This window comes from Pseudoselenomonas ruminantium (genome assembly GCF_900113715.1).
Classification (GTDB): Bacteria; Bacillota; Negativicutes; order Selenomonadales; family Selenomonadaceae; genus Selenomonas_A; species Selenomonas_A caprae.
Window position 1 is genome coordinate 1 of record NZ_FOQK01000016.1, and the last position, 20,387, is coordinate 20,387.

Below are 20,387 nucleotides of genomic sequence, written 5' to 3' on the forward strand. Positions count from 1 at the left end.
CGGGCCATCCCTCACTGCGTTCGGGCAGTCGCTCCGTCTACGAAGAAAGTGTACCCACCCTCGCCCTCCGATATGTTGGAACAAGCCTGTTCCTTTCCGGCGATAGGCAACGAATTACATCGATGTGCTTGCTGCGGGAGAAACGGTTCGTACCATCTCAGATTTCCATTACCAAAGGGGCGAACGGGGTAGTGCTTCTTTCTGTCTGGAGCGACTGTCCTGCGCAGCAGGACTGGGCCGTAAGCGCATAAGCTAGACTCCGATGTGTACGCCGCGACCTGGTGACGGGAGCAGGTAACTAAGTCCGCAGAACTAGGCATACGGTCCATTTAGCGGAAACAGAAAAAGTACTACCCCGAAAGCCCCAAGCTGCGTACTAACGGGTTTCCTTCCCGTTCGCCCTGACAAACTGCCAGACAAACTGCAATTCATTATATTGTAGGAATCATACCTTGTTGTAATCGTAGAATAAACTGAAAATTACTACTTTTATAAAACATATTGCATTATTTATAAAACACGCTATAATAATAGATAAAGAAATCGTTTTCTATTAGTTTGTGCGAAAAGAGCGGTTTCTGATGAAATTATTTTTTTTTTGGAAATCCTAGAAAACGTTTACATTAACGGGGAGGAATTTTCTATGAGTGATTATCCAGTCATTACGATCAGCCGCCAATATGGTGCTGGTGGGCGTGAGCTGGCCGGTATCCTGGCGGAAAAGCTCGGGCTCAAGCTCTATGACCGGCAGATCGTCCATATCGCTGCTGCCAAGCTCGGCATCGACGATCTCAGTGAAGAAGAGCTTTTGGAGATGGAGAACAAGGTCAAGCCGTTGTCGATGAGCTTCATTCCCTTTCATTCCTTTGGCACGCATATGGGGGAGAGCAGCCAGGGAATGTTCATGTCTGAGTCGGCAGCTATCCGCAAGATTGCGAAGGATGGCCCTTGTATATTCCTGGGCCGCAGTGCCGATTATGCTCTGCGCAAATATGATAACGTTTTCTCTATTTTTGTCTGTGCTGATGATGCGTATCGTGAAGCACGCGGCAAGACGGTTTATGATGGCAAGTCGCTCAAGGAACTTGACCGTGAGGATGCGAAGCGGGCAAGATACTATAATTACTATACGGGACGTACCTGGGGCGAGGGAAAGAACTATGATATCGTTGTGAATACGAGCCATGATTCGCTGGAAGCTATTGCAGATGGCCTTATCGCCTATATCTGCAAGGTTAAGGGGATTCAGCAGTAATCGGTTGTTCGTTTTACTTTTTGTCAGAAAATATCAATGGGGGCTTTTGGTTATGTCAGAGAAAAAAAGCGCTGTATGGTCGCGTATCGCGTATGCCTGCGGTACCTTTGGCCACGATGTATTCTATGCCATGTTGGGCACGTATTTCATGATTTTCGTTACAAGCAATCTGTTCCGCTCCGATGATGCGACGCGTGATGCTTATATGATTGGTATTGTCACGACGATCATTCTCGTACTGCGTATTGCAGAGCTCTTTATCGATCCGTTCATCGGCAATATCATCGATAAGACGAAGACACGTTGGGGCCGCTTCAAGCCTTGGGTCATCGTTGGTGCCTTCGTTGCTGCTATCACGTTGGCCTTGCTGTTTACGGATATGGGTGGTCTGGCTGTCACGAATCCGACGCTCTATCTTGTTCTCTTTGCTATTGTCTATTTCATTATGGATGTATTCTATTCGGCCAAAGATGTCGCAATCTGGTCGATGATTCCGGCACTGTCCTTTGACTCGCATGAGCGCGAAGTTACGGCGACGATTGCCCGTATCGGTTCGGTTTTCGGTGGCCAGCTCATCACGGTCATTGTTATGCCGGTGGTCCTTTTCTTCTCGTTGAATCAGAATGGCGGCGCGGGCGACCCGACGGGCTGGCTGGCGTTTGCCTGCATCGGTGGCGGCATTGCAACGCTCGGTGCTATTATCCTGGGCTTTGGTACCAAGGAGCAGGAGTCAGCGCTGCGTGAGAACAAGACCGATACGTCGGCTAAGGATGTCTTCAAGGTTCTGACGCAGAACGATCAGCTGCTTTGGATGGCAATTGCGTATCTCGTCTATGGTCTGGGCTCGAATATCGTCAACAATTTCAATCTCTACTATTTCATCTATGTCATTGGCGATGCTACGAAATTCTCGATCCTTGGTATCATCAATGTTGTCATTGGTCTGCTGGCCGTGGCTTTGTTCCCGGTTCTGACGACGAAGTTCAGCCGCCGCAAACTGTTCTTCTCTTCGATTATCATTATGGTAGCGGCTCTCGCTATTTATTTCATGGCAGGCACGAATGTCACGCTGGCACTCGTAGGTGCTGGTCTCTTCGCTTTGCCGCAGCCGCTTATCTTCCTTGTTGTCCTGATGACGATTACGGATTCGGTCGAGTATGGCCAGCTCAAGCTGGGGCATCGCGATGAAGCGGTCTGCCTCTGCGTGCGTCCGCTTATCGACAAGCTGGCTGGTGCAGTCACGAGCGGCATCATCGGCATGACGGCCATCTGGGTCGGCATGACTGGCAATGCTACGGCTGCTGATATCACAGCGCCGGATCTGCTCAAATTCCAGATCATCATGTTCGCAGCGCCCATCGTATTGCTGATTTTGGCAACGTTCATCTATCGGGCTAAGGTCACGCTGACGGAGAGCGAGCATGCGCGCATCGTCGAGGAACTCGAGGAGCGCTGGGAAGAGATCAATGTTTAAGTTTCCCCTGAGGAATCCCCTTGGATTCTGATTACCTATAACCTAAGTACAGAAAGAGACCCGAAAATGCGTTTGCTGTTTCGGGTCTCTTTCTATATAATGGAAGCAAGGAAGGGGGCAGGGTTATGGACCGGTTGGTCATGCATGTGGATATGGATGCTTTTTTTGCGTCGGTGGAACAGAACGACCATGAAGAGTATCGCGGCAAGCCGTTGATTGTTGGCGGCCTGGCGGGACGTGGCGTGGTATCGACCTGTTCCTATGAGGCGCGGCGGTTTGGTGTTCACTCAGCGATGCCGATGGTGCGTGCGCGGCAGCTATGCCCGCAGGGGATTTTCCTGGCGGGAAATTACCGGCGGTATGCGGAAGTGTCGGCCGCTATCTTTGCAATTTTTGCACGGTATTCGCCAGTCATTGAACCGTTGTCAATCGACGAGGCTTTTTTGGACCTTACAGGTATGGAATATATCATGGGCACACCGATTGCCTATGCGCGCAGGCTTAAAGCAGAAATCAGGGCGGAGACAGGCATTGTGGCTTCGGTTGGCATCGCGCCGAACAAGTTCCTGGCCAAATTAGCTTCAGATCTCGATAAGCCCGACGGTCTGGTCATCATCACCCCGGAGGCGGTGCGTCAGGTGCTCGATCCGCTGCCGGTCAGCCGCATCTGGGGCGTGGGCCGCAAGCTGGATGCCCAGCTGGGAGAGATGGGCATCCGCACCATCGGGCAGCTCTATGGGACCAGCTATGAGAAGCTGTGCCACCATCTCGGGGAACACATGGCGCGACATCTCTATGAACTGGCTCGCGGACAGGACAGGCGCAGCGTTGCGCCGCGCGAGCGGGCCAAGTCCATCGGCAAGGAGGTCACTTTTACCGAAGACCTCCAGTGTGCGGAAGATGCAGAGCGCGTCTTGCTCGACCTTGCCTGCAAGGTGGGCTGGCGTTTGCGCAAGGCTGGCGAAAAGGCGCGGACAATCCAGCTCAAGCTGCGGCTGTCACAGGGGTTCAAGACGTATACACGCAGCCGCACGCTGCCCGAGGCAACTTGTTACGATGAGGAGATCTACCATACGGCTTGCGCGCTTTTCCGTGAGCTGCGGATCTTCCGCGGCATCCGTCTGCTCGGGGTCAGTACGGCAGGATTTGATGCGGGGGCCGAGCTCAACCTGTTCCATGATGAGGCCAAGAAGGAGAACCTCTATGCGGCCATAGACAAGATCCGTGCGAAGTTTGGCGAAGAGGGCATTACCAAGGCGCAGCTGCTGCGGAAAGATAAACGAAAATAATGGTTATAAGTATGATGCATAAGGAAGTGACAAAAATCATAAGCATTTTTGCTTGTTTTCGTGTATAATAATAGTAAGTAAAAGAATACCGACTCCGAGCGAAAATATCTAAGGCATGAGCAGATACGCTATGATATTGAGCCGGGGCCCCGGGGGAAACGCCGGGACCTTCCCATTTTGAAAAGGAGTTCAATGCTGCAGCGCAGGTGGAGACTATCCTTTTCGTAGGGGATAGTCTTTTTTGTTGGCCGGAACTGTATGTGTAAGGGATAGGAGCGTAAGCCGTATGAAGGAAATGAAAACCGTGGATGCCGTCGGACAGATTCTCTGCCATGATATCACGCAGATCATCAAAGGGGTGACGAAGGATGCCGTGTTCCGCAAGGGGCATGTGATCACCGAGGAGGATATCCCCGTGCTGCTGTCGGTGGGCAAGGACCATATCTATGTCTGGGAAAATGACGATACGGTCCTGCATGAAAACGATGCCGCTGAAATCCTGCGGCAGCTCTGCCAGAACGAATACATGAAGGCGTCGGAGCCGAAGGAAGGCAAGATCGAGCTCACAGCGACGGTGGATGGCGTCTTCCAGGTTGACGAGTCAAGATTCGACGATGTCAATGAGCTCGACGATGTGACGATCGCGACCCTGCCCCAGAATATGCCAGTCAAGGCAGGGCAGAAACTTGCGGGCATGCGCGTGATTCCGCTGGTCATCAAGAAGGACAAGATGGAGCAGGTCAAAAAAGTTGCCGGGGATAAGCCGCTTTTGCGCTTGCGTCCGTATCAGAAGGATCTCAAGGTCGGGGTGGTGACGACGGGCACCGAGGTGTTCCTGGGACGCATCGAGGATACCTTCACGCCGGTCATCGCGGGCAAGTTGAAACCCTTTGGCTTGCAGATCGATGAGCACCGCATCACCGATGATGTGACGGAACATACCCGGGATGCGATCCGTGAGCTTGCCGGGCTCGGCATGGATATCATCATCTGCACGGGCGGCATGAGTGTCGACCCCGATGACCGCACGCCGGCCGCTATCCGTGATGCCGGTGCCGATATCATCACCTATGGGGCGCCGGTGCTTCCTGGCGCGATGTTCCTGCTGGGCTATCTGGAGCAGGAGGGCCGGACGATTCCGGTCATGGGCCTGCCAGGGTGTGTCATGTATGCCGCGCGCACGGTCTTTGACCTCATCCTGCCGCGTGTCATGACCGGCGAGCGGCTGACGCGCCGTGAGATCCGTCATTTCGGTATCGGCGGTCTCTGCATGAACTGCAAGACCTGCCATTTCCCGGTTTGTGGGTTCCAGCACTGAGGAGGGAGTACGATGCAGGATATTTCGTTGGAGAAAGCCGTTGCGGTGCTGCTGGCACAGGTCAGCAAGATCCGTGAAACCGAAGAGGTACCGCTGATGGCAGCACTGGGGCGCCGCCTGGCCGAGGACTATAGCGCTCCCTTTGACAATCCGCCCTTTGACCGGTCACCGCTTGATGGGTACACGTTTGCGTCAGAGGCGACAGCTGGTGCGGATAAAGAGCATCCCGCCCAGCTGACCATCATCGGTGAGGAGTGTGCTGGCCAGTATTTTGACCAGTCCGTGCCGGCTGGCTCAGCGGTGCGCATCATGACGGGCGGGGCGATCCCTGCGGGCTGCGACTGCGTCGTGCGGCAGGAAGATGTGACGACGGCTGGCGATACGCTCTATGTGCCGCAGGAGTTCCAGCCGCATGAGAATTACTGCTTTGCCGGCGAGGATATCCGCAAAGGCACACTGCTGGCCAAGGCAGGGACGCGGCTTACGGCGGCGCATCTTGGCGCGCTGGCCAGCATGGGCCTGGCGACCGTCAAGGTCATCCGCAAGGTGCGCATCGCCATTGCGAGCACGGGCGATGAACTTTTGCAGCCGGGGCAGCCTTTGGCACCGGGCAAGATTTATAACAGCAATCTCTACAGCCTTAGCGGGCGGCTGCGTGAGCTGGGCTTTGAGCCGGAGGTGATCGGCATCCTGCCCGATGATGTCACGGCGGCTGCGGCTGAGATCGCCAAGTGGCAGGACAAGGTCGACCTGTTCCTGACAACTGGCGGAGTGTCGGTGGGCAAGAAGGATATCATGCATGGCGTGGTCGCCGAGATCGGGAAGCGGCTTTTCTGGCGTGTTTGCATGAAACCAGGCGGCCCCGCGATTGCCTATACCTTTGGCAAGACGCTCGGCATTGCGCTTTCGGGCAATCCTTTCGCTGCCTATGCGACCTTTGAGCTTCTGGCGCGGCCGGTGCTGGTGGAGCTGAGCGGTGAGGAGAAGCTGGCTGTGCGCCATGCGCAGGCTGTGCTTACCGATGCGTTCCCGAAGGCGAGCAAGGGCCGCCGGTTCATCCGTGCGTATCATGAGAATGGCAAAGTGCGCCTGCCCCAGCAGCATGCTTCGGGCAGCCTGTTCTCGGTGGTCGGCTGCAATGCTTTTGTGGCGATCCCGGCAGGGACTGATCCGCTGCCGCCGGGGACGAAGGTTGACATTATCCTGTTGTGATTTTGACTATGGATTTGGGATGAGAGTATGATCGATCAGTATCAACGCAAAATCGAATATGTGCGCATCTCGCTGACAGACCGCTGCAATTTGCGCTGCCGTTATTGCATGCCTGCGGCCGGTATCGAGAAACTGCAGCATGAGGATATCCTGACGTTTGCGGAAATCCTGCGCATCGTGCAGGCGCTGGCGGCGCTTGGCGTCCGCAAGGTGCGGCTGACAGGAGGCGAGCCGCTGGTGCGTCGCGGGATTGTCGAGCTGGTGCGCGCGATTCGCGCGGTGCCGGGCATTGAGCAGGTCGTGCTGACGACCAATGGGGTGCTGCTGGCGGAACAGGCCGAGCCGCTGGTGGCAGCGGGCTTGTCGGGGGTGAATATCAGCCTCGACACATTGCGCCCCGACGTCTTTGCGTCAATCACGCGGCGGCCGCTCTATCCGCAGGTAGAGGAGGGCATCGCGAAGCTCCGGGCCCTGGGGATGGAGAATATCAAGTTCAACTGCGTGCCGATTGCGGGAGTCAATGAGGAAGAGATCCCTGCCTTGGTGGCCTTGGCCCGTGAGCAGGCTGTCAAGGTGCGGTTCATTGAGCTCATGCCGATTGGCTGTGCCTATGAGGTCGGCTATCAGGGGGTAGCAATGGCGAAGGTACGCAGCCTGATCGAGCGTGCCTACGGACCGCTGAAACCTGCGGGGCTGAAGGCCGGGACTGTGAATGGCCCGGCGGTATACTACCGGCTCGCAGGCTTCAAGGGCGAGGTAGGGTTCATCGATGCGATGGAGCATAAATTCTGTGCTTCGTGCAATCGCGTGCGGTTGACCGCTGAGGGCTTCCTGAAGCTCTGTCTCAATGCGAAGACAGGGCTCGATATCCGCCAGCTGCTGCGTGGCGGCATCAGTGATGACAATCTGCGCCTGGCTGTCCAGCAGGCCATCTATCATAAACCCGAGGAACATTTTTTTGACGATAAACATAACGCTGCCCGCGACAGCCGGGCCATGGTACAAGTAGGAGGCTAAAACATGGGAAAGATTCATGCGCTCTGTGTCAGTGAGAAAAAGGGAACGCTCAAGCATCCGGTTGCTGCTGTACAGTTTGAGACGGAATGGGGCATCAAAGGCGATGCCCATGCGGGACGCTGGCACCGCCAGGTAAGTTTCCTGGGCCTCAAGGAGATCGAGGATTTCCGCAAGCTCGGTGTCGATGTGAAACTGGGGTCATTCGGCGAGAATGTAGTCGCCGAGGGCTTCCGGTTCAAGGAACTGCCAGTTGGCACACGGCTGCGCGCTGGCGATGTGTGGTTCGAGATCACGCAGATCGGCAAGGAATGCCATAAGGGCTGTGCCATCCGCGAGCAGGTCGGCGACTGCATCATGCCGCGTGAAGGCGTTTTTGCGCGGGTGCTGCATGGCGGTGAGGTAAAGGAAGGCATGGAGCTTGAGCTCGTGCCCGCCGGCGAGAAGCTGCCGCTTGACGCAGCTGTCATCACGGCAAGTGATAAGGGCAGCCGCGGCGAGCGCGCCGATAAGAGCGGCCCGAAGGCCCAAGAGATGCTGGCGGCGGCCGGCTATGCGGTGGCGGATATGGCCATCCTGCCTGACGAGCAGGCAGCGCTCGAAGAAAAAATGCGGGAGTATGCTGCCCGTGGCATTGGTCTTATCGTCACGACGGGCGGCACGGGCTTTTCGCCGCGCGATATCACACCGGAAGCGACGCTGGCGGTCTGTGAGCGGCTGGCACCGGGCATCCCCGAGGCTATGCGGGCTTTGTCCATGAAAGTTACGGCCCGCGCGATGCTGAGCCGTGCGCAGGCTGGCATCTGCCGGCGCAGTCTCATCGTGAATCTGCCGGGCAGCGTCAAGGCGGTTGAGGAGTGCCTGGGCTTCATCCTGCCGCAGCTGCAGCATGGCATCGAGATCCTGCGCGGCGATGCAGGCGAATGCGGGCGGAAATGATATGGATAGGGAAGGATTGAGCCTGCTGGTCATTGCAGGGGGCAAGAGCTCGCGGATGGGACAGGACAAGCGCTGGCTCGAATACGATGGCGCGTCCATGCTGGAGTGGCTGCTGCGCAAGGCGCAGCGGCAGGACTTTGCCTGCAAGTATCTATGCGTGGAGCGTGAGACAAAGCAGCTCCTGGCTTTGGCGCAGCAGTATGGTTTCCAGCTGCTGGCTGATGAGCAGGCAGGCATGGGGCCGCTGGAAGGTCTGCGCCGCGGGCTGTCAGCAATGCCTACGCAGTATGGGTTGGCGGTTTCCTGCGACATGCCCTTCTTTTCCTTTTCGGCAGTGAAGCCCCTGCTGGCGGAGCTGGACGGGGGGGAAGGCTCCGAGGCCGTGCTGGCTGAGACAGCTGGGCGGCGGCAGCCGCTGGCAGCAGTCTACCACAGGGACTGCGCCCGGCACTTTGCGCAGGCGCTGGCTGTTGGCCAGCGCAAAATCGGCACCGTGCTGGCCAAGGTGCGGCAGAAGCTGATCCCTGTGCCGCGCGTGAACTGCTTCTTCAATGCCAATACCCCGGCGGATATGCAGCTGGCGCGCGGCCGTCTGGCCAACAGCCGGCGCGAGATTCCGCTGGTCACGGTCTCGGCCCCCGTGTCGAATACGGGCAAGACGACTTTCATCGAGCGGCTGATCCCGCGGCTGCGTGCGTGCGGCATCCGTGTCGGGGTCGTCAAGGGCGATTGCCATGGCTATCAGGTCGATGTCGCGGGCAAGGACAGCTGGCGCTTTGCGCGGGCTGGTGCCGATGCGGTCGCCGTCGTATCGCCGGCGGGATATTTCATCGAGCGGCGGACGGAAAAGCGGGCGTCGCTGCTCGCGGTGGCTGCAAAGCTTGAGGGAGTGGATCTCGTGCTGATCGAGAGCCGCAATCACGGAGCTATGCCCAAGCTGTCCCTGTGGCGGGGACTGGGAGAGCCTGTCATCGATGCGGAGACGGTGGCACTGTTTTCTAGTGACCTGGCGGTGCAGGCAGCTGATGGAGCGGTGCATCGCTATGCCATCGACGATATGGCGCAGGCAGAGAAAATCGTATGCTTCCTTATGGGACGCGACTTCTGAGGGATTTGTCAGATAATTTATGCCGCTTGGTTCGGCAGGGAGACAAAGTGGACAGAATTTGCTAATGATAAGATTATTTTTATTTATAACCGGCCTATGGCCGGTTTTTTTGTCGTTTGCCAATGGACAAAAAGTCTGCTACCATGGCTATGGCGGCAGAGGATTTCATCTTGTTGTGACAAAAATCGTCGCCCAAAACAAGATGAAATGATAATCTGTTGCTCGTAGGAGACACAGCACATGGGGAGGCGTTTTTCATGCAGCCAAGAGAACAAGAACTCATCGACTTTCCCGTTGTCCGCTATGATTCGCAGCAGGGCAGGATTGTCGAGGACCACAAGTACACATCCATCGAGCGTTATCTTGATGTCTATCTCAATGGCAGCTTGCTGACGACGGCATTCTGCTCGCCTGGCGACCTCCAGGACCTCGTGACGGGGATCTTGGCGCAGGGGGGCCATATCCGTACGGCTGCGGACATCAAGGTTCTCAGCATCGACGAGACGGCGTTTGCTGCCCATGTGGAGACCACGGCGGTTGCACAGGCATGGGCGGCCAAGGCGTCCGAGGACCCGCGCTATTATTCTGCCCGTGAAATCCTCGCCTGTGACCCTGCACGCATCTTCGCGCGGCCGCGGGCGGTGAAGTTTGCTGCTCAGGACATCCTGGCCTGTGCGGACAAGCTGCTGTCGGAGCTGGCGGCCACCCATGAGAAGACCAATGGCGTGCATAGCGGCATCCTCTACGACCAGAGGCAGCAACGCATCCTCGTCTTCCGCGAGGACATCGGCCGTCATAATGTCTTTGACAAGCTCTATGGCTGGGCCTTGCGAGAGGAGATCGATCTTGCGGACAAGATCATCATCTTCAGCGGCCGCTGCTCGTCGGAAATGATGCTGAAACTCGGCCGCATGGGCATCGGTGCGGTAGCCGCCAAGTCGGTGCCGACGACTTTGTCATTGCGTCTGGCCAAAAAATTAGGGATTACTTTGGTGGCGCGGATGCGCCCGGGCAGTTTCTGCATCTATACGAATCCGGAACGGATTGTCGTGGCCGGTGAGCAGCTGGAAAAAGAAGCGTGAAAAAACGAGATATTATTTTTGCATAGAATCATAAATATCACATATGGAGTTTTCATAGTTTTCTACTATAACGAATAGATTTCTTTTATGAGATATAGATGATTTTATAGATACAAGAAATGGTTTTAGGAGACTAAAGGAGGAAGTTTTGATGAATTTGAGCAGGCGTGACTTCTTGAAAGCCACAGGTCTCAGCGGTATCGGCCTTGCTATGGCCAGCCTGGGACTCGATATGCCGAAGGTCAAGGCTGCCGCGAAAGAATTCAAGCTCAAAGGGGCACGCGAGTTTACCTCGATTTGCCACTTCTGTGCTTGTGGTTGTGGCGTCATCGGCTACGTGAAGGATGATAAGCTCGTCCAACTCGAAGGCGCCGTTGACAGCCCGATCAACCGTGGTGCTCTCTGCAGCAAGGGATTGGGCTATGGCCATATCCCGAACTCGAAGGAGCGTGCGCAAAAGCCGCTGTACCGTGCACCGGGAAGCGATCACTGGGAGGAAATCAGCTGGGAGGAGGCCATCGACAAGGCCGCCCATGCCATGAAGAATGCGCGTGAGAAGGGCTGGAAGCAGACCGAGGAAATCGATGGCAAGACCTATGAGGTCCGCCGTACCGATGGCCTTTCCTTCATCGGCGGTTCCCAGATCAACAACGAGGAATGCTATCAGAATATCAAGATGGCCCGGGCGCTCGGTGTTGTCTATATCGACAATCAGACCCGTGTCTGCCATGCCAATACGCCACCGGCTCTGGGCGCAGCCTTTGGCCGTGGCGCCATGACGAATCCGTGGGCGGATATCAAGAATACGCACCTCATCTGGATTGAGGGCTCGAACCTCGCTGAGTGCCATCCGATGGGCCTCAAGAACGTTATGGCTGCCCGCGAAAAGAACGGCTCGAAAATCGTTCATGTGGATACGCGTTTCACGCGCACGTCGAAGATTGCCGACGACTTCTTCCAGGTACGCCCGGGCACGGATATCGTCTTCATGGGCTACATCATTCATGAGATGCTCGAATCTGGCAAGTTCAACAAGGAGTATGTCCTGCAGAACACCAATGGTGCCTGCCTGCTCCGCGATGACTTCAAATTCGACGACGGCCTGTTCTCTGGCTACGATGCCGAGAAGAAAGCCTATACGAATACAGAGACTTGGGGCTATGCTCTCGGTGCCGATGGCAAACCGCAGAAGGCAAAGGATCTCTTCGCTCCGAATACGGTTATGTCGCGCCTCAAGGAATTCTACAGCCGCTATACTCTCGAGATGGTCGAGAACATCACGGGTATGAAGGCTGAGGATGCCAAACGCGCTGCCAGCATCTGGATCGAAAACGACAAACCGGCCATCATCATGTATGCGCTCGGCATGACGCAGCACACGGTCGGCGTACAGAATATCCGCTGCTTTACGATCATGCAGCTCTTGAAAGGCAATGTCGGCATCCCGGGCGCAGGCATCATCGCGATGCGCGGGCAGCCAAACGTACAGGCATCGACGGACTTTGGCATCGAGTTCAATATGCAGCCGGGGTATCTCGTCCATCCGACGCATAAGACGCCGGACCTCAAGTCCTGGACCGAGGCTTATGGTACGTTCCGCCGCAAATGGTATGTCAATATGACGAAGGCCTGGTTCGGCGAGCATGCTACGCCGGAGAATGGCTATGGCTTCGATTATGGTGCTATCCGCAACGGCAATCATCCGGATTCCATCTATGCTATCTTTGAGGATGCCTGGAAGGGCACGATGCATGCGCTTTATCTCTGCGGCCAGAACCCGCAGATGACGAATGCGAACCTCACGATGGTCCATGATGGCCTCTGCAAGATGGATTCGCTTATCGTGCAGGATATTTTCGTTAACGAGACGGCGGAGTTCTGGAACCGCCCGGGCGACAACCCGAGCGAAATCCAGACGGAAGTCATCTTCCTGCCGGCTTGTTCCTATCTCGAGCGTGAAGGCACGATTACGAACTCGATGCGCCTGATCCAGTGGCGTATGCAGGGACCGAAACCGGTCGGCGATTCCAAGCCGGATTACCTGATCAACGATATGCTTTGGAAGCGTATCCGTGAACTCTACAAGGATTCCACGGAGAAGAAGGACGAGCCAATCAAGTACATGTCCTGGAACTACTCGCAGGACAACTACATCGAAGATGTCATGAAGGAAATCAGTGGTTACAACGTAGCTACGGGGGAACTCGTAAACGGCATCGGCGAGCTCAAGGACAATGGTGAGACGGCCTCGGGCATGTGGATTTATGCCGGCTACATCAGCCGCGAGGGCAACCGCACGAAACGCCGCGGCCAGGAAGATCCAGGCGATATCGGTATCTTCCCGCAGTTCGGCTGGGTATGGCCGGATAACATCCATATCCTCTACAACCGCGCTTCGTGCAATCCGGACGGCACGCCGAAGGATAAAGAGCATCCGCTTGTCTGGTGGGATGCGGCTGCTGGCAAATGGACGGGCTACGATGTGCCGGATGTCGGCAACCGCACGGCTGGCCCGGATACGCCGGACGGCCAGAAACCGTTCCGCATGAACGGCGAGGGCATTGGCCGTCTCTTTGCTGCCACCTATAAGGACAAGAACCCTGATGGCATGACGCGTGATGCGTCCTCGACGCCAGTCGATGGCCCGCTGCCGGAGTTCTACGAGCCGGTCGAAAGCCCGACACATAATGCACTGCATAAGAATGAGCTGGCGCAGTTCAACCCCTGTGTCAAATATCCGCGCGTTCCGGAAAAACAGCCGCTGGGCACGAAGGATAAATTCCCGTATGTGCTGACGAGTTCGGGCATTGCGGAGCACTGGTGCTCCGGTACGGTTACGCGCAACATCCCGTGGCTCAATGAGCTGGTCAAGGAACCGTTTGTCGAGATCAGCGAGCAGCTGGCCAAGAAACTCAGCATCAAAGAGGGCGACAAGGTAAAAGTAAGCTCGGCCCGTGGTGCTGTCGTGGTCAAAGCCATGGTCACGAAACGCGCGCAGCCGCTTACCGTCAACGGTGAAGAGACGCATATGGTCTGGATGCCGTACAGCTGGGGCTTCAAGGGCCTGGCAAAGGGACCTAGCACCAACTACCTGACCATCGATGCCCTCGACCCGAACACGCAGGAGCAGGAGTTCAAAGCCTGCCTGGTAAACATCGTGAAAGCATAAACTGTATTATATTAGGAGACTTCTATGAAACCAGCCAAGAAATCACCCATGGATGAATATCTGAAGAAACACCCTTTCCTGACGGAAACGGCCAACTTGCAGCTTGCGATGGAGAAAATCCTTACAGGTGCAGTCTCGCCGGTTTCCTTTCCCGCAAAGGATGACATCGTAAATCTCGTCAAGGACGGCATGCCGCTTTTGCAGCAGCCGCAGCTCCAGCGTACCATGGTCAAGGTGGCCGCAGTGTCGCTGGGGGATTGCCTCGAAGCACTCAAAGAGATAGAAGCGCCAGATATGATGAAAGCCGCGCTCAAGGCTTGGCAGAGCTGGACAGCTGAGGCTGAGCTTACGGAGATTCAGCAGTTCTTCGACTGCCTGCTGCGGCAGGAAGATGCAGAAATCCAGCAGTTTGCAGCGGACAACAAGCTCAATGAGGTGCTGGTTCGCACGCTGGGCTGGCAGCTGGTCGAAGTCTTGGTTCCCGCCGAGCTCAAAGACCCAGTTTTCTGGCAGGGGATCGGCTGGAAACGTAATTACTGCCCGGTCTGCGGGCGCCAGCCGGTGCTGGCGCAGCTGCGCAAGGAGCAGGAGGGCCGCGCCCGTGTGCTCGTCTGCGATGGCTGCCATACCGTCTGGCCCTATGCTCGCATTGGCTGTGTCTACTGCGGCAATGAGGATCTCAAGGAAATGCATATCTTAGAGCCCGAGGGCGAAGAAGCTATGCGCCTCGATGTCTGCGACAAATGCCATGCTTACCTCAAGACCTATAATGAGGAAGGCGAAGAAGATGTTTATTTGCGGGATTGGGCGACAATCCATCTTGATTTTCTCGGTGAGGAGAAAAGTCTCCAGAAAAAAGGAAGCGTAATGCTCGCTAATGCGTAAAACTGTGTATTTGCGAGTATGAAAGGAGAACTATAATGGCACAAGAAATCGCTATGCTGCATGATGTGGCACGCTGCAGCGCCTGCCGTGCCTGCATGGTCGCCTGCAAGCAGTGGCACGACCTGCCGGCCGATATGTCAACGCCCTTTGAAGGGCAGTATCAGTCCCATAAAGAGCTGACGCCGACGACTTGGAACCTCATCCAGATGAACGAGCGCGTGGATTCTGCGGGCAAATTCCACTGGGATTTCTTCAAGCGCCAGTGCATGCACTGTGCGGATCCGGCCTGCGCCAAAGGCTGCCCGGAAGAGGCCATCGAAAAACTCGAAAACGGTGCAGTAGTCATCGATGAGGAGAAATGTGTGGGCTGTGGTTATTGCACCCATAACTGCCCGTTCGATGTACCGAAGGTCAACAAGGAGACGAACAAGTCCACGAAATGCGATCTTTGCTTTGACCGCATTGCTGAGGGCATGGAGCCGGCCTGCTCGAAGACCTGCACGGCAGATGCGATCCGCTTCGGCACGAAGGAGGAAATGCTCAAGCGTGCTGAGGAGCGGGTGGCAATCCTGAAGCAGGAAGGCCATCAGGATGCCAATGTCTACAACCCGCAAGGCGTGGGCGGCATCCATATGCTCTATGTACTGCCGGAAAAACCGTCGGTCTATAATCTGCCGGAAAATCCGCAGACGCCAGATTCCATCAATCTCTGGAAGGATGTCGTGCGTCCGCTCGGCAAGCTGGCCGGAGCTGGTGCCATCGTTGGCGTGCTCGGTATGGCCGCACTGAAAGGCATGACCAGCAAGAAGGAGGAAAAATAAGATGCTCGTAAATAAGAAATACATCAAGCGTCATAAGATGGGCTTTGTCTATTTTCACTGGATCAATGCCATCAGCTTCTTCCTGTTATTCCTGACGGCGCTGCCGCTCTATACGGATACCTTCCGGTTCTTGTATGACATGTTCGGTGCCGCGACGCTGCAATACGCACATCGCGTTTTTGCAGTCATATTCATTGCTAATCCGATTATCGGCCTGGTAACGGCTCATGATGGCATTCGCCGTCTGGTCAAGGAAGTCCTGAGCTTTGGCCGCGATGATATCGTCTTCAACCAGAAATTCCCGGCTGAGCTCATCGGCAAGGAACCCGAGGGCATCCCGCCCCAGAGCTTCTACAACGGCGGCGAGAAGATGAACATCCTGCTGCAGGCTGTCATCTGGGCGCTGCTCGTCATCTCGGGAGCTGTGCTCTGGTTTGGCGAAGGGCTTGTTAGCCCGGCCATCCGTACTTGGATGATTCCCTTGCACAGCATCTGCGCTGGCTTTGGTTTTGCTGCTGCTATCGGTCATATTTATCTGGCGCTGGGCGTCAATCCCGATTCGATGCAGGGCATGTGCGATGGTACGGTCAAGGCCAGCTATGCGGCTAAGCATCATGGCAAATGGGTTGATGAACTCGTGGCTGAGGGCAAAGTCACGCGTGAAGAAATCAAGCAAGCCGTGAAAAACTAAGAAGCGTAAGGAAACAGAAAATTCTCACACAGGCGTGATAAAAGTCACACCTGTGTGAGAATTTTTTTGTTATACTGTTGACAGGTATGACGAATGAGAGAACGGAAAAAGGAGAGTGAAGGAATTGAATCAGCAAGAGACCATTGCATATTTGATTCAGCGGCTGTTGGCACGGGTATTTGCCATTGCTGTTGGTGTGGTAGTTATCGTAGGGATAAGTTTGTACCTGTTTACGAGTTATGTTGCTGTGGTGAATGATGCCGGCGTTGTGCGCGGCGGTTCGCAGCGCATTGTCAAGCAGGTGCTGGCTGGGGCTGATGCCAGCCAGACAACGCAAAAAATCGAGGGACTGCTCAAGGATTTGGGCAGCCGGGTGCATCTTGGCAGTTTCCCTGGTAAGCGCGATGCGGCGGAAGCGTACTGGAATAGCGAGGTGAAGCCGGCGATTGCCGAGTATGAACAGACAAAGAACCCCGCGCATCTGCTTGAAGCCAGTGAGACGTATTTTGGTAAGACCAATGAGATGGTCGAGGCTGCGCAGACTCTGGTCGATGTGATGGCAGTGCTTCTCTATGTGTTATTGGCTGGTTTTATTGCGGCAGTCGGGCTTGTACTGCGCCGTGTCTATTATACGTTCCAGGAGCGCGTCGTCAATCCGCTGGCGGCGCTTGAAGACAGTGTCAATAAGCTGGCCAACGGCCATATGACGCAGAAGTTCAGCTATCCGCGTCAGGATGAAATCGGTGCGCTGTATGAGCTTTTGAACAAGATGCGCACGGCAATCCTCGGCTATGTGCAGGATATCGAGAAGAATCTCAATACGATGGCTGCTGGTGATCTTGTGACGACCACCGATATGAAGTATATTGGCGACTATGAGCCGATCCAGCGCAATATCAATCACATCCGCCAGACACTTTGTGCGGAAATGGAAAGCATGGGTGATATGGCTGAGCAGGTAGCGGTAAGCTCTGGTGAAGTATCGAAGGTTTCCCAGAGCCTTGCCGAAGGCGCAATGTCGCAGAATGAAAGTGTGCAGAATCTGCAGGACAAGATTCATGCGACAATGGCGGAAAACGCCAAGGTGGAATCCTTTGTCGAGCAGGCCCGCCAGTCAAGCCGCTTGACGAATGACAGCATCGAGATGAGCCGCCGCCAGATGGATAATGTCGTGGCTGCCATGCGCGATATCAGCGCGGCTTCGGAGGAGATCCGCTCGATCCTTGGGACGCTCGATGAGATCACGGGGCAGACGTCGCTCTTGTCACTCAATGCTTCGATTGAGGCCGCTCGCGCTGGCGAGGCTGGCCGCGGTTTTGCCGTGGTCGCAGAGGAGGTACGCAAGCTGGCCGAACAGTCGGCACTCAGCACGCAGAACATCCAGATGCTCATCAACAAGGCCCTGGCAGCCATCGAGAGTGGTACGAAAGTCGTCGGCACGGCGGCCGAGTCCCTGTCGGGGATCACGGAAAATACCGAGGCCGTCAATAAGGTCATCGAGCAGCTGCACCTGCAGAGCCTTGAGCAGCAGAAGATGATGGAGCAGGTGAACAACCTCTCCCGCGATATCCTCGGCGTTGTCACGGACAACTCGGCGGTTTCTGAGGAGTGTGCGGCATCGAGCAATGAATTGTCGACCTTCTCGGATTCGCTCAAGGACAGTGTTGGCAAATTCCGCACAAAATAAGCGATTTATGTAGAAATATGTAAAAAAATCCCCTGCGAAAGCAGGGGATTTCGTTTTGATAGCGAATATTATAAGTTACCAATAGAAGTACCATGAAGAAATTCAAATCGTTGATTTTTCCCAAAACTATTCAAGGAAGATAGTTGAATTATTATGAAGAAAGGAGGAAGAACGATGATTTGCAGAAAGTGTGGCAAGGTATTGGATGAGGGCGTAAGATTATGTCCCTTCTGTGCAGAACCGGTTGATGATAAGGAAGAACAGCCGGCAAGCGAGAAAGTGAAGCTCAAAGAGCTGGCGGCGGTGCCTGCGGATAAGGCACGTCTGCTTCAGGAGCTGCAGCGGCTGCGTGAGTATTTCCTGCATAACCGTGGCAAATATGGTGTCATGGAAGATCTCTGGCTCATGCAGATGAAATGGCAGGCACCATCGCTTATGCATTGGATGCTGGGCGGCTGCCTGGCTACCGTGGTGGTGTATATGATGCTCTATGGTGCAGGTCTTATGCCGCAGGTCGGCTGGTCGTTGTTCTTTGTCCTCTGGGGGATCATTACCTGTGGCGGCTATATCAGCTCGGGGCGTGATTACGAGGCGCGCCGGCTGAAGTTCCGCCAGGATTTGCAGGTGGTGGAAAATGATGTACGCCAGTATTATAACAAGGCTGACTCCTGCTTCCTGCCGCTTGATTACTCAGATCCGCGGGTAATCGGTGAACTGATTGACGGCATCAAGGCCGGGACCATCCAATCGTTTCAAGATTATCGGATAAGCTGAAAATATCAAGGGAATTTACAGAGTTGCCAGCCATGATGCAAAGGGCCAGCGCCATGGCCGAGATTGAGGCCGGCCGTTAGGGCTCCCGTTAGATAGTCCTTGGCTGCCTGTACGGCCTGGGGCAGGCTGTATCCCTTGGCTAAGTGGGCTGCGATGGCCGCAGACAGGGTGCAGCCAGTGCCATGCGTGTTGGGATTGTCCACGCGCCGGCCGGGCAGCCATAAGGGGCCGTCAGCTGTATAGAGCAGATCGTCGGCATCGGTTGGGCGATGACCGCCTTTGCATAGTACGTTGCAACCATAAGCCGCCTGGAGTTTCCGGGCGGCTGTTTCCATATCTGCCTTGTTCGTGATCGAAAGTCCAGTCAGCGCTTCGGTTTCCTTAAGGTTCGGGGTTATCAGCGTCGCTAGAGGGAATAATTGTTCCTTTAAGGCGGTAATCGCATCTGTGGACAATAGACGGGCACCGCTGGTGGCAACCATCACTGGGTCCACCACGATGTTTTTGGCTTGGCGCTGGCGGAGCCGGCCGGCAATCACAGCGATAAGGGGGGCGGAAAAGACCATGCCGGTTTTCACGGCGTCGGGGAAGATATCGTCAAAGATGCTGTCCAGCTGCGCGGAAAGAAAATCTGGAGTAGAGGGGGATACACTAGCTACTCCGGTGGTGTTTTGGGCCGTCAGGGCGGTGATGGCGCTCATGCCGTAGACGCCGCAGGCCAGCATGGTTTTCAGATCAGCCTGGATACCAGCGCCGCCGCTGGCATCGCTGCCGGCAATGGTCAAGGCAGTTTTGGTGAGGAGAGCGGAAAGACGCTGGCGGAGCCGGGTGGCTGCTGCTCGTATATCCGGGGCGGCAAAGATGGCGGAGATGACCGCAGCGCCGGATATGCTGCTATGCTGCAGCTTAGAGATATTTTTTTCATTTATACCGCCGATGGCCACTACGGGAATGGAGACGGCTGTGCAGATCCTTTGCAGTTCATCATGGCTTATTTCGCTGGCGTCAGCTTTGGAGTCGGTGGGAAAGACGGCCCCCACGCCTAAGTAGTCGGCGCCGTCGTTTTCGGCTGCTAAGGCTTGGGCGGTGGTTTTGGCGGAAACGCCTAAAATCTTATTCGGGCCTAGCAGTGCGCGGGCTTCTTTTACCGCCATGTCCTGCTGGCCAATATGTACGCCGTCGGCATCACAGGCCAGAGCTATGCCGATATTGTCGTTGACGATAAAGGGGACGTTAAAAGCATGGCATAGTGCTTTGATTCTCTGGGCCTCCAGCAGGAAGCGGTCAGCGTCCAGATTTTTTTCGCGCAGCTGGATCATGGTAACACCGCCCAGCAGGGCTTCTTTTACCGCCTGGGCAAGGGGCTTATCGCCCAGCCAGCGCCGGTCAGTGATGGCATAGAGGGGCAGGGACTTACGTAACGCACAGGCTTTGGTGATGTTGTTCTGGCAGAGACTTAGTGACATCGATATTCCTCCTTTGGGGCAACAAAAACAGGGACTATCCATTTCGGATAGTCCCTGTGAATCTTTTTGCATACTTTCCTACGTTGGCATTATCCAAATCAGGTGCGGTCGAAGTGCATAACTTCCTCTCAGCCTGTCTGCAGGCTCCCGTGTATCGTTTTGCCTCTACTTTACGCCGCGCGGGGATTTTTGTCAAGGCAGGC

At 55.5% G+C, this 20,387-nt stretch carries 16 protein-coding genes and 2 riboswitches; of the genes, 15 read left to right on the forward strand and 1 reads right to left on the reverse strand.

What is annotated here, in order from left to right; all coding sequences use genetic code 11:
• Positions 1 to 643 precede the first annotated feature (643 nt).
• The 15 genes from BM181_RS09255 to BM181_RS09325 all read left to right on the forward strand — a co-directional run bounded on the left by BM181_RS09255 (position 644) and on the right by BM181_RS09325 (position 18,718).
• Positions 644 to 1,255 carry a cytidylate kinase-like family protein gene (locus tag BM181_RS09255; RefSeq protein ID WP_075444249.1) on the forward strand — a complete coding sequence of 204 codons (612 nt, stop codon included), beginning with the start codon at positions 644 to 646 and terminating at the stop codon, positions 1,253 to 1,255.
• Positions 1,256 to 1,307: 52 nt separating this feature from the next.
• The gene (locus tag BM181_RS09260; protein WP_075444252.1) at positions 1,308 to 2,729 is read left to right on the forward strand and encodes a glycoside-pentoside-hexuronide (GPH):cation symporter; all 1,422 of its coding nucleotides are present in this window, start codon (positions 1,308 to 1,310) and stop codon (positions 2,727 to 2,729) included.
• 125 nt (positions 2,730 to 2,854) lie between these two features.
• Positions 2,855 to 4,018 (forward strand): DNA polymerase IV, encoded by a 1,164-nt coding sequence (locus tag BM181_RS09265; protein WP_075444255.1) that lies wholly within the window; start codon positions 2,855 to 2,857, stop codon positions 4,016 to 4,018.
• Between the two features lie 80 nt (positions 4,019 to 4,098).
• A riboswitch (molybdenum cofactor riboswitch) is annotated at positions 4,099 to 4,222 on the forward strand.
• Positions 4,223 to 4,304: 82 nt separating this feature from the next.
• On the forward strand, positions 4,305 to 5,336 hold the full coding sequence (locus BM181_RS09270; protein ID WP_075444258.1) for a molybdopterin-binding protein: 1,032 nt from the start codon (positions 4,305 to 4,307) through the stop codon (positions 5,334 to 5,336).
• Positions 5,337 to 5,348: 12 nt separating this feature from the next.
• Positions 5,349 to 6,548, forward strand: coding sequence for a molybdopterin molybdotransferase MoeA (locus BM181_RS09275; protein WP_075444261.1), 1,200 nt, complete (start codon positions 5,349 to 5,351; stop codon positions 6,546 to 6,548).
• A 27-nt stretch (positions 6,549 to 6,575) separates the two neighbouring features.
• Complete coding sequence (gene moaA / locus BM181_RS09280; protein WP_075444264.1) at positions 6,576 to 7,565, forward strand: GTP 3',8-cyclase MoaA; 990 nt, start codon at positions 6,576 to 6,578, stop codon at positions 7,563 to 7,565.
• 3 nt (positions 7,566 to 7,568) lie between these two features.
• The gene (locus BM181_RS09285) at positions 7,569 to 8,501 is read left to right on the forward strand and encodes an MOSC domain-containing protein (protein ID WP_075444267.1); all 933 of its coding nucleotides are present in this window, start codon (positions 7,569 to 7,571) and stop codon (positions 8,499 to 8,501) included.
• Position 8,502: 1 nt separating this feature from the next.
• Positions 8,503 to 9,609, forward strand: a complete 1,107-nt coding sequence (mobB, locus tag BM181_RS09290; protein WP_075444380.1) for a molybdopterin-guanine dinucleotide biosynthesis protein B — start codon at positions 8,503 to 8,505, stop codon at positions 9,607 to 9,609.
• Between the two features lie 257 nt (positions 9,610 to 9,866).
• Positions 9,867 to 10,691 carry a formate dehydrogenase accessory sulfurtransferase FdhD gene (gene fdhD, locus BM181_RS09295; protein ID WP_075444270.1) on the forward strand — a complete coding sequence of 275 codons (825 nt, stop codon included), beginning with the start codon at positions 9,867 to 9,869 and terminating at the stop codon, positions 10,689 to 10,691.
• A gap of 151 nt (positions 10,692 to 10,842) precedes the next feature.
• Complete coding sequence (gene fdnG, locus BM181_RS09300) at positions 10,843 to 13,860, forward strand: formate dehydrogenase-N subunit alpha (RefSeq protein ID WP_075444273.1); 3,018 nt, start codon at positions 10,843 to 10,845, stop codon at positions 13,858 to 13,860.
• Between the two features lie 24 nt (positions 13,861 to 13,884).
• Positions 13,885 to 14,745 carry a formate dehydrogenase accessory protein FdhE gene (locus tag BM181_RS09305; RefSeq protein WP_075444276.1) on the forward strand — a complete coding sequence of 287 codons (861 nt, stop codon included), beginning with the start codon at positions 13,885 to 13,887 and terminating at the stop codon, positions 14,743 to 14,745.
• Positions 14,746 to 14,780: 35 nt separating this feature from the next.
• Positions 14,781 to 15,566, forward strand: a complete 786-nt coding sequence (locus BM181_RS09310; RefSeq protein ID WP_075444279.1) for a 4Fe-4S dicluster domain-containing protein — start codon at positions 14,781 to 14,783, stop codon at positions 15,564 to 15,566.
• 1 nt (position 15,567) lies between these two features.
• Positions 15,568 to 16,257, forward strand: coding sequence for a formate dehydrogenase subunit gamma (locus tag BM181_RS09315; RefSeq protein ID WP_075444282.1), 690 nt, complete (start codon positions 15,568 to 15,570; stop codon positions 16,255 to 16,257).
• A gap of 124 nt (positions 16,258 to 16,381) precedes the next feature.
• Positions 16,382 to 17,944, forward strand: coding sequence for a methyl-accepting chemotaxis protein (locus tag BM181_RS09320; protein ID WP_075444285.1), 1,563 nt, complete (start codon positions 16,382 to 16,384; stop codon positions 17,942 to 17,944).
• Between the two features lie 174 nt (positions 17,945 to 18,118).
• Positions 18,119 to 18,718, forward strand: a complete 600-nt coding sequence (locus tag BM181_RS09325) for a hypothetical protein (RefSeq protein ID WP_075444288.1) — start codon at positions 18,119 to 18,121, stop codon at positions 18,716 to 18,718.
• A 5-nt stretch (positions 18,719 to 18,723) separates the two neighbouring features.
• Here BM181_RS09325 and thiD read toward each other — a convergent pair whose 3' ends face one another.
• The gene (thiD, locus tag BM181_RS15775) at positions 18,724 to 20,184 is read right to left on the reverse strand and encodes a bifunctional hydroxymethylpyrimidine kinase/phosphomethylpyrimidine kinase (protein ID WP_075444291.1); all 1,461 of its coding nucleotides are present in this window, start codon (positions 20,182 to 20,184) and stop codon (positions 18,724 to 18,726) included.
• A gap of 57 nt (positions 20,185 to 20,241) precedes the next feature.
• Positions 20,242 to 20,345, reverse strand: a riboswitch (TPP riboswitch).
• Between the last annotated feature and the right edge of the window lie 42 nt (positions 20,346 to 20,387).

Bases quoted from the DNA above. Each gene is read 5' to 3' on its own strand.
- BM181_RS09270 (WP_075444258.1), top strand. From the start codon at position 4,305: ATGAAGGAAATGAAAACCGTGGATGCCGTCGGACAGATTCTCTGCCAT.
- BM181_RS09265 (WP_075444255.1), top strand. From the start codon at position 2,855: ATGGACCGGTTGGTCATGCATGTGGATATGGATGCTTTTTTTGCGTCG.
- fdnG (WP_075444273.1), top strand. From the start codon at position 10,843: ATGAATTTGAGCAGGCGTGACTTCTTGAAAGCCACAGGTCTCAGCGGT.
- BM181_RS09275 (WP_075444261.1), top strand. From the start codon at position 5,349: ATGCAGGATATTTCGTTGGAGAAAGCCGTTGCGGTGCTGCTGGCACAG.
- BM181_RS09315 (WP_075444282.1), top strand. From the start codon at position 15,568: ATGCTCGTAAATAAGAAATACATCAAGCGTCATAAGATGGGCTTTGTC.
- BM181_RS09325 (WP_075444288.1), top strand. From the start codon at position 18,119: ATGATTTGCAGAAAGTGTGGCAAGGTATTGGATGAGGGCGTAAGATTA.
- BM181_RS09305 (WP_075444276.1), top strand. From the start codon at position 13,885: ATGAAACCAGCCAAGAAATCACCCATGGATGAATATCTGAAGAAACAC.
- thiD (WP_075444291.1), bottom strand. From the start codon at position 20,184: ATGTCACTAAGTCTCTGCCAGAACAACATCACCAAAGCCTGTGCGTTA.
- mobB (WP_075444380.1), top strand. From the start codon at position 8,503: ATGGATAGGGAAGGATTGAGCCTGCTGGTCATTGCAGGGGGCAAGAGC.
- BM181_RS09285 (WP_075444267.1), top strand. From the start codon at position 7,569: ATGGGAAAGATTCATGCGCTCTGTGTCAGTGAGAAAAAGGGAACGCTC.
- fdhD (WP_075444270.1), top strand. From the start codon at position 9,867: ATGCAGCCAAGAGAACAAGAACTCATCGACTTTCCCGTTGTCCGCTAT.
- BM181_RS09255 (WP_075444249.1), top strand. From the start codon at position 644: ATGAGTGATTATCCAGTCATTACGATCAGCCGCCAATATGGTGCTGGT.
- BM181_RS09260 (WP_075444252.1), top strand. From the start codon at position 1,308: ATGTCAGAGAAAAAAAGCGCTGTATGGTCGCGTATCGCGTATGCCTGC.
- BM181_RS09310 (WP_075444279.1), top strand. From the start codon at position 14,781: ATGGCACAAGAAATCGCTATGCTGCATGATGTGGCACGCTGCAGCGCC.
- moaA (WP_075444264.1), top strand. From the start codon at position 6,576: ATGATCGATCAGTATCAACGCAAAATCGAATATGTGCGCATCTCGCTG.